8 protein-coding genes are annotated in these 8826 nt (G+C 50.4%); 3 read left to right on the top strand and 5 right to left on the bottom strand.

Translation table 11 applies throughout. The features are described from left to right. Nucleotides 1-1571 (bottom strand): PQQ-binding-like beta-propeller repeat protein (locus Q0294_RS18695; RefSeq protein ID WP_299468484.1); only part of this gene is annotated, 1571 nt, incomplete at its 3' end. A gap of 361 nt (nucleotides 1572-1932) precedes the next feature. Between Q0294_RS18695 and Q0294_RS18690 the strand changes: the two genes are divergently transcribed. Together Q0294_RS18690 and Q0294_RS18685 are read left to right on the top strand one after the other, a co-directional pair. Next, complete coding sequence (locus tag Q0294_RS18690) at nucleotides 1933-3264, top strand: hypothetical protein (protein WP_299468482.1); 1332 nt, start codon at nucleotides 1933-1935, stop codon at nucleotides 3262-3264. A 17-nt stretch (nucleotides 3265-3281) separates the two neighbouring features. After that, a complete protein-coding gene (locus tag Q0294_RS18685) occupies nucleotides 3282-4274 on the top strand; it encodes a uracil-DNA glycosylase (protein WP_299468480.1) in 993 nt (330 codons plus the stop codon). 16 nt (nucleotides 4275-4290) lie between these two features. On the opposite strand, the gene Q0294_RS18680 is transcribed toward Q0294_RS18685, so the two are convergent. From Q0294_RS18680 to Q0294_RS18670, 3 genes are all read right to left on the bottom strand, one after another. Continuing rightward, nucleotides 4291-4821, bottom strand: coding sequence for a CBS domain-containing protein (locus Q0294_RS18680; RefSeq protein WP_299468478.1), 531 nt, complete (start codon nucleotides 4819-4821; stop codon nucleotides 4291-4293). A gap of 353 nt (nucleotides 4822-5174) precedes the next feature. Beyond that, nucleotides 5175-6221: a hypothetical protein gene (locus Q0294_RS18675; protein ID WP_299468476.1), complete on the bottom strand. Its 1047-nt coding sequence runs from the start codon at nucleotides 6219-6221 to the stop codon at nucleotides 5175-5177. Between the two features lie 28 nt (nucleotides 6222-6249). After that, nucleotides 6250-6897, bottom strand: a complete 648-nt coding sequence (locus tag Q0294_RS18670) for a redoxin family protein (RefSeq protein ID WP_299468474.1) — start codon at nucleotides 6895-6897, stop codon at nucleotides 6250-6252. Between the two features lie 166 nt (nucleotides 6898-7063). Here Q0294_RS18670 and Q0294_RS18665 point away from each other — a divergent pair, with 166 nt between their 5' ends. Beyond that, complete coding sequence (locus Q0294_RS18665; protein WP_299468472.1) at nucleotides 7064-8305, top strand: c-type cytochrome; 1242 nt, start codon at nucleotides 7064-7066, stop codon at nucleotides 8303-8305. 26 nt (nucleotides 8306-8331) lie between these two features. On the opposite strand, the gene Q0294_RS18660 is transcribed toward Q0294_RS18665, so the two are convergent. Beyond that, a partial coding sequence (locus Q0294_RS18660) for a phospholipase D-like domain-containing protein (protein ID WP_299468470.1) occupies nucleotides 8332-8826 on the bottom strand: 495 nt, incomplete at its 5' end.

Genomic DNA, 8826 nt, shown 5'->3' with positions numbered 1-8826 from the left:
TCCTCGCTGCCTAGAACCAGACAGAAACCATCTTTAATCCCGGTGTGTGTCAAAATATCTTTGGCGGCCTGCTGATACAGGGGCGTCAGTTCGTCTTCAGGATAAGGCGTTTTTTGAGTGATTGCATCGATTTGCTGCGCGGCGGGATTTGCGTCAGTCGAAGAACGATAAGCGATGACATCACCGGCCGAAGTGCTGACGACCAGTTGGCCGTCTGAAACAGCCAGACCGCGTGCCTGGCCGTTGACTTTCAATGTTTCCAGGATTTTACCCGATTTTTCATCGAGAATCACGACCTGATCCAGACCACCGACGACAACTTTATCGCCGGCGACAATCAGCGCATCGCGGGCAGCGGAGGCTTGCTCCCAGATCACTCCTGCTTTCGCGTATATTTTATTTTCGTCCTGCAGGACTTTCACTTGATCGCGGGCTGCCTCTGCTTTTTTCCCTTTTAAACTACGCAGTTTTGTCAACAGGTCCTTGATGGTCATTTCATTCGCATGTGCTTTCTGCGAGCCGACCGCGTGTTCTTTGCGATTGACTTTCAACACATCGGTGCCCGTTGCGAGATAAGCGAAATCACCCTGGACGGCCATCTGTTGACCGTTGATCCAGGCAAAACCGATGTCGCCTTCCGTTTGAGTTAAAGCGAGGATGTGGTGAGCCCCCATCGAATAGATCTGCCCGTCGGCAAGTAATGCCTGAGTACCACCCACCACACCGCCGGCGGTGCTTCGCCAACTGAAGGACCTTTGATGTTCCTCTTGACCTGTTTTTTTGTTGAAGGCGGCGGGCAGCGAACGACCGGAGGGAATAAACAGAAACTCGTCGTTTGCCAGGAGATAACCCTGTGGCGAGAGTTCATTCCGGCCGGCGCTGGTCTGGCTCAGATTATCGACTTTCCAGATGACTTTTCCTGATTCGGCGTTGACTGCATAGAGATAAATATTTTCATGAGGAAAAATCCCGGCTCCAAAATAAGCGATGCCATTATCAACCAGGATACTCGTTCTGACGGGCCAGCGTGAAACCATTTCTCCCCGGGCAATGATCATTTCTTCGTTCTGACCGGCCCGTAATTTCCAGACTTCTTTTCCGGAAGCAGCGTCGAGGCAATACACAAAACCATCATCGGAGCCGAAGTAAACTTTGTCTTGACTAAGTGAGGGAGCCAGACGAATCGGGCCTCCGGTAATGACCCGCCAGAGAACTATGCCACTTTTCAGGTCGACACAACGCATCTGGTGATCGACAGAAGAACCAAAGTAAGCCCGCTCTCCGGCAATCGCGACGTGGAAGGCATCATCAAAATCAACGCGTGCTTCCAGATCGTGGCCTTCGATGACTCGATCTCCGGGATCTGTCTGACCCATTTTGGGGGGCGTGGGGGCAGCGTATTTCCAGGCTGGCGTTAAAGGGAGCTGGAACGAATCGGAAGTGGCTCCGGAACGTGCCCGGTCTGCTAAATAAGTAGACCAGTCTTTTGCCTGGGCCTGATGGCAGGTCAGACAGGAAATCAAACTCAGACTGAAAAACAGGAAGGCGTTGCGAGGCAGGCGAAGTTTCACTTGTAGATCCTTTGAGATTGGCGCCGTAATAAAAAACCGGGCTGGCAGCAGGTCTGCTATCAAGTTAACGCATAGGGGGACTTTTATGTCTTTGAGTATACTCAGTTCGGGCATGGAATCGCAAGTAGTTGCAGAAAAGGGATGCTTTGAATTGCAATGTTTCTGCGAGAGCTCTATTTTGGTGATCATTGTTAGCGTTGTAAGAGGGTTTTGTGAATCTTTGATTTCAGAGCGTTTTCTGAGACGATTTCCAACAAGCAGCGACGGGAAAAGGCTTTGATTTCGGGTTTACGCCTCGGGTTTCCTGTTATAAAACGTTCTGTAGTATTCGAGCCGGTTAGAGCCAATAAGGGATGTCAGTATGAACATGAAAGCGATTCTTTCTCTGGTGGGATTAAGTCTGTTATTAACGGGTTGTCCTGACTCAAGTGCCCCGAAGACACCTGCCCTCAAAGAAAATTCGACTTCCACCGAAACGCAGGGGCAGAAAAAAGAAGCGAAGCAGAAACCTGAGGTAGAACCGGATTCCCCCGCCGCCGTTCAGGCGTTCAAAGATCTGGATGCCAAGCTGGTACTGTCAGACGATGGTCGGGTGCTGATTCTGGATTTGCAGGGATCCAACGCCAAAGATGCCGATTTAAAACATCTGGCCGGTTTGCCTTCGCTGGAACGACTGACGATCTGGGGACCGAATTTCACCGATACTGCAACGGAAGCGATCGGGAAACAGAAAAAATTGTGGTATTTGAATCTGGAAAGTACTGCCATCGGTGATGAAGGGGTCAAAAATCTGGCTGATTTGAAAGATCTGCAGGTACTTTCACTGCGGGCAACGAACATCACCAACGACGCGTTGAAAGTGGTCGCCGAATTTCCCAAGTTGAAAGATCTCGATTTGCGATTCAATAAGGGAGTCAATGACGAGGGGATGCCGCTGATCAAAGGCATGAAGAATTTACGAGTTCTCAAGCTGCAGGCGACTCAGGTGACTGATGACGGGATGAAAGATGTCGCCCAGCTGCCGAATCTGCAGCGATTGAATACGTGGGGACGCAATATTTCCGACAAAACGCTGGAACTTCTCAAAGACAAAAACCTGGTTTCTCTGGAACTGGATGATTCGGAAGTCTCGGACGAGGGAATGAAACATCTCAAGGGCATGACGAATATGGAAGCGCTGCATTTGCGTCGGGATTTTGTGGGTGATGCCGGGATTGCGAATATCGCGGGCATGAAAAAACTGCAGACTCTGCATTTACGGGATACTGTCGTGACAGATGAAGGTATGAAAGCTTTGTCCGGCTTGACGGAACTGACTTATCTGGATCTGGATGAATCGATGATTGGTGATGCGGGGCTGGAACAGATTAAAAACCTGAAAAAGCTGAACCGGCTGGGCTTATGGGGCACTCAGACAACGGACGCCGGTTTGAAGATCATTTCCGGCCTGACCGATCTCAACCGTCTCAATCTGGAAGGAACACAAATTACCAACGCCGGCCTGGACAGTCTGCTCCCCTTGAAAAAACTGGAATATCTGAATTTGAGTAAAACGGAAATTGGTGATGAGGGGCTGCAGAAACTGACTGCTCTGAAAAATTTAAAGGAACTGCAGGTCAGCTTTACCCAGGTGACAGATGCAGGAGTGGAGAAATTCAAAGCCGCATTACCGGGTTGTAAAGTGAAACGTTAAAGGCGGGTCTTCGCGTTATGAATGAAAAAGAAGCGAATCATCGCTCGCAAAGGGCGGCGCGCCAATTAATCGAAAGCTGGCAACGTTCCGGGGTCACCCATCTCAAGCGTGTGGTTCCGGTTCCACAACAGCCAACACAACCAACGGCAGCACGACAACCGGCGATAAACCAACCGGCAATAAATCAACCGGCAATAAATCAACCGGCGGCCGTTCACGAGCCTGCAACTGCAACTGCAACTGCAACTGTGAGCGCGTCTGCGATCAGCGCGGAGCCGGGCACAAGGGAATTGAATCACGCAGTGGATCAGGGGGAGTTGTTGCAGCAATCCCGGGTGTCTGCGAATGAAGTGGTAGAAGTAATCAACGAGACCGATGACCCTCGAAAGGAAATGAGTGTGCCTCGAACGACAAAATCGAAATTGACAAAGGGCGATCGCCAGGCGGAGCTGGAGATTATCGCAGAGCAGGTTTCCCGATGTCAAAAATGCCCCGAGCTGGCTTCCACCCGTACGCAGACCGTGTTTGGAGTGGGGAACCCGCGTGCGAAAATTATGTTCATCGGCGAGGCTCCCGGAGCAGACGAAGACAAGCAGGGAGAACCCTTCGTTGGTCGTGCCGGGAAGTTGCTGGATAAGATCATCGAAGCCTGCCAGATGAAACGCAGCGATATCTATATTGCCAATATTCTCCGCTGCCGACCGCCGGGAAACAGAAACCCTACGGATGAAGAAGCCGCGAATTGTCGGGGATTTCTGGATGCGCAGATCGAAATCGTCGATCCGGATTACATTGTCTGCTGGGGGTCGGTGTCGGCCAAGAATCTGCTGCATTCCGAATTGCCCATCGGGAAAATGAGAGGCCGGTTTTATGAGTACGGTCGGACGAAAGTCCTTTGCACTTATCATCCCTCTTATCTGCTGAGAAATCCCTCTGCCAAGAAAGATGTCTGGGAAGACATGATTTTCCTGTTTCAGGACATGGGCATTGAATTGAAAGCCCAGAAGTAGCAGGGCAGGCTCATCGCTATTCGCTCTTGGGGCCGTTTAACTGGAGTTGCTCTTTTCGCAGATTGTATCTGCTCAAGTGGGGCGGATTGATTGACGAAACGGTGTGACCGGAGTCAGCGGTGATCGCAGAACCTGGTTCCAGAGCCTGTTCGTCAGTCAATTCGATGGAGTCCAAAGCCATGATCGTGCGAAACAGATCCCGGCAACTCAGTTTACCGATGAGCAGACCATTTTCCGTCACAGCCATACAACTGTTGCGGCGATCGCGAAAGAGATGGGCCAGTTGTAGCGCATCATCTTCGGGGGAGAGCGATTCGAGCTGCACATTCATGATGGAATCGATGGGGGCTTCCAGATTCTGGTGCATCAGTTTGTGCTTGAGAATGGCGTAGTCGGGAACCACGCCGATCAGCCTCATTTCCTGATCTGTGACATAGATCTCGGCAGATTCTGCCAGGATCATTTGCGTTGCCGCTTCCTGCAGACTTGTTCCCATCAGCACGCTGACAGGATTAACCGTCATTAAATCGCGAACTCGTACCTGCATAGTTGCTCCCTTGGCAGCTTCCGTTTTTGAACTGAATCAAAAAAGGTTTACTATACTAAAAAGACGAATTAAAACCTTTTATCTAACAGACAAATCGATAAAAGCGCTGGCCCGCTGAAAGCTTCCACTGCTCTGAAGTCAAAATAGAACTCTGCAGTTGAGGCTATACTGAAAGAATAAGTTGCAAAGCGACAACATGATGTATTTATTCAACAAAATCTGCTGAGAAAATGGTAATCGTCAGTGAATTGGTACTGGTCATACAGATTGTAACGATTGGAATTTGGCGCGCTGTCAGGCGGGAGGATGCGTGTGTCGAGGACGGTTTATAAAATCAGCGGTGGAAGCTGAAATCAGTTTGATGCAGAAGAAAGCTGCCAGAAAGCGAGGATATCTTCAGCGACCTGAGAGACGACTTTCGGGCCGGTGGTCGCTTCGATGTGCCCTAAGGGATGGTGGGATAATTTTGTCTGCCATTGTTCTGCCAGCGCCTCAATTCGGAATGAAGGGACAAAGCGATCAAAGTCGGCGACATGCAGATGAATCGCTGCAGCGGGAAGACGCGGCATCCATTGGGGAATCATTAAAGGTGCGCAGAGCTGTTCCAGTTGCTCCAGTTCCGGAGGATCATGGTTGACGCCGCGACGAATGGCGTTCACAACCGTTCCCCCCTCGTCAAGAATGTGGAACAGATCGACGGGGGGCGTGATGGCCATCACAAAGTCGAGCTGCTCAATTAACAGAGCGGCAGTCAGTGTCATCCAGGCGCCATGACTGATGCCCACGAGACCGATTTGATGCCCTTTCGCCTGCAATGCGAGAATCAGGCTCCAGAGATCCAGAACTCCCTGACGGGCCACCGTTAACTGATGGTCCAGATTTCCCCCGGCGATCAGTTGTCCGGGACGATATCCGGCCGGTGTTCTTCTGTAGTTAAAGGGGCTGTCCATCATCACAACGTCAATGCCACAGGGGGTCAGGCGCTGTGCAAGTCTATTAAAACTGCGTACACCCATCTGCACAATGCCATCGATGGCGATCACAGTTAAGCGTGGCGTTGAATCCTGTTCGCGCGAGACCGCCGTGGATTTCCAATGGCGTCCCTGCACCAGATCATTTTCGGGGAACGATGTTTGAATCGAACTGGGAAACTGAAAATCTTCTACCTGGGCAGCAGAAAACGTTGTTTGAGAAGCGGGACGCAACCGGGGTTGGTAGGTTAACTGCGCCGGTTGCGGGACCGGCGAATAAAAGGTGGTCAGGTCGCCGCTGAATAATTCCGGCGAGGTCTCTCCCGCGTTGGAAAGAATCAGCGGTTGTTTCCTGTAATAGAAAAACCGATGCAGGAGGTAGAAGCCCAAAACTTCATCAACACAAGTCGACCAGAGTTTACGGATCATGTAGGTATCTCAGAAAAAATGAGGTGACTTATTCTGCTTTCTGTTTCAGAGTTGCTTCCAAAGCCGATTCGATATCTGCCTGCGTGAACTGTTGGCTCGGGTCGGCAAAGGAAAACTTTTTGACTAACTTTCCGGCACGATCATAGATTCGATAGTGCGGCAAAGCCCCGTCATCAATTCCAAAACTTTCCATCGGGTCCTGATCATTGGCTGCTGTGGCCAGGACGTTGATGAACTGTGCATCCTGAGATTCCAGGAATTTTAAAACCGCTTTCTGGGTTTCTGGGTCTGATTCATCCATGCTGACAGAAATTACCGTCAGACCCTGGTCGGCGAATTTCTGATTCCATTCCACGGTATGATGGAAATTCTTCACACACGGAATACACCAGGTTGCCCAGAAATCGACCAGAATGACCTTTCCCTGCTGTTGTTCCAAAATATCCTGAAAACCTTTGGCGTCGGATAAGATCAGCGTGATCTCGATGGTTTTACCGGGTTTGATCTCTTCAGTGGGGGTTTCTGCTGTCGGACCGGGTTTCTCGGCTGTGGTGTCGGCCGGTTGGGATTCCTTGTTCGAGGAGCAACTGAAAGACAGGAACAGTAGTGCCAATGTGAGTGTAACCTGAATGCGGTTTCGGAAAATATTTTTGATGGTTGAATATGTTGTGATCACTGGTCATCCCTGATATTTGGAAGTAAAACGGAAACACCTGAGCAAATTTTATATAAAATACGGGAATGAACATAGTGTGCAGCGGGTTCTCTTCTGTAAGATTAGGATTCAGAGAAGATTTTCAAACGAGCCCTTTTGTTATCTGGTAAAAAACAGGACCCTCAGCATGATCACCCGGAGAAGATGCGACATCGTCAGAGTGGTGGTTCTGTTGTTATTCATCAGTGGAACAGTCAGGATCGTTCAGGCGAACGAGTCTGGACTTGCTTTGAAAATTGAGAATCTGGATGAGGCGTTCGTCCAGGAGGTGGCACCGGGAGATTTTCGGATCATCATTGCAGGGGAACCTCTGGAACGCGTGACCGGAGCGGAATTTCCCGCATTGCGCGATCTTGAAATCAAATTGCAGAATCAAAAAAATCAGGCGAATTCATCGGATCGGAAGATCAATGCGTTATTAATCGCGATGGCGCGGATTGCCGACGAACCGACGTTGATCTATCTGCATGAACTGTACGAGTCCTATCCGGAACGCCGGAACGACGTGGCCGAAGCGATCAGCTGGTATGCTGGGGAAAACCAGCGCCGGGACCCCGACTGGAGAATTCTGGTCCGTTCTCTGAATGTGGTCCAAGGCGCGCAGGCGAAAGCGGTGATGAAAGCGCTGACCAGATTTCATCGACGTTCCAATAAAGCACAATGGATTCGACAAGTCATCCTGGTGGGACTGGAACAGGATGCGGAAGGACAGCAGATTGCCGTGCAACTGTTGAAACATTGGACGGGACTGAATTTGCAGCAGACGACTGAAGCACAGCCGTCTCCGCTGTCTGTCTGGCAGAACTGGTTTTCTGAAAAATATCCGGATGAGATTGCAGCCTTGCTGCCTGTCGACGCTGCTGAGAGTCGTTGGACATATCAGGAGTTGATGGGCGAATTGCAAAAGCGCTCGAAAGAGGCAGCTGATTTAAAGCTGGGTGAGCAGTCTTTCGTGAAAGCAACGTGTATCAAATGTCACCGCTACGGGAAAGTGGGGGAGAAGGTGGGGCCCGATCTCACGCATGTCAGCCGCAGGTTACAGCAGAGAGAAATTCTGCTGGCAACTGTTTTTCCTTCGCATTTCGTCGCAGAAGAATATCCGACCTTTACGATTGTCACGGATGCCGGAAAAACTCTGACCGGCATGATGGGGGCTGCGGGACCCGACCAGATCCTGCTCCTGACGGGGGAAGGAACGAAACAACTGATTAATAAGAAAGAGGTGGAGACGATCATCCCGGTGAAAAAATCATCGATGCCGGATGGATTGCTGAACCTGTTATCGAAAGAGGAAGCGATTCAGTTAATCCGATATTTAGCGATCTTGCCGGAAGGGGCCTCACAGGCTTATCGCCACACAAGCCGTTAAAAGCGGGTTGATCGTGGATGGCGTTCCTACATCACAGGCGAAAACAGCCGGCAGAGGTTCTGTTTTAAAATGACGATTCTGCTGCGTTTGTCCCAGTCTGCTGCAGTGATTTTGATCGCGTTCAGGAAATCAAGTTCAATCGATTCTTTCAGCCGCTGAGCAAATTTCCGATCATAAACGGCCAGGCCTACTTCAAAGTTGAGAATTAAACTCCGGAAGTCAAAATTAGGCGTACCTACCAGAGACCAGCTGTCGTCAATGGTCAGAGTTTTTGAGTGCAGAATTCCCTTGGTATATTCAAAAATCTCGACTCCGGCATCCAGCAGAGAGTCGTAATAGGATCTCCCGGCGTGTACGGTTGCGGGATTGGCCGATTTACTGGAGAGCAGCAGTCTGACGCGCACGCCTCTGAGTGCAGCCGATTCCAGCGCCGTTGTTAACGATTCCGGTGGAACAAAATACGAGGTGGTGAGCAGAATGCTGTTGCGTGCTTCGTTGATGGCTGCGAACATCAGCGTCAA

The organism is uncultured Gimesia sp. (assembly GCF_937919775.1).
In the GTDB taxonomy this organism is placed as follows: Bacteria; Planctomycetota; Planctomycetia; order Planctomycetales; family Planctomycetaceae; genus Gimesia.
This window is presented reverse-complemented; position numbering and strand designations above follow the sequence as displayed.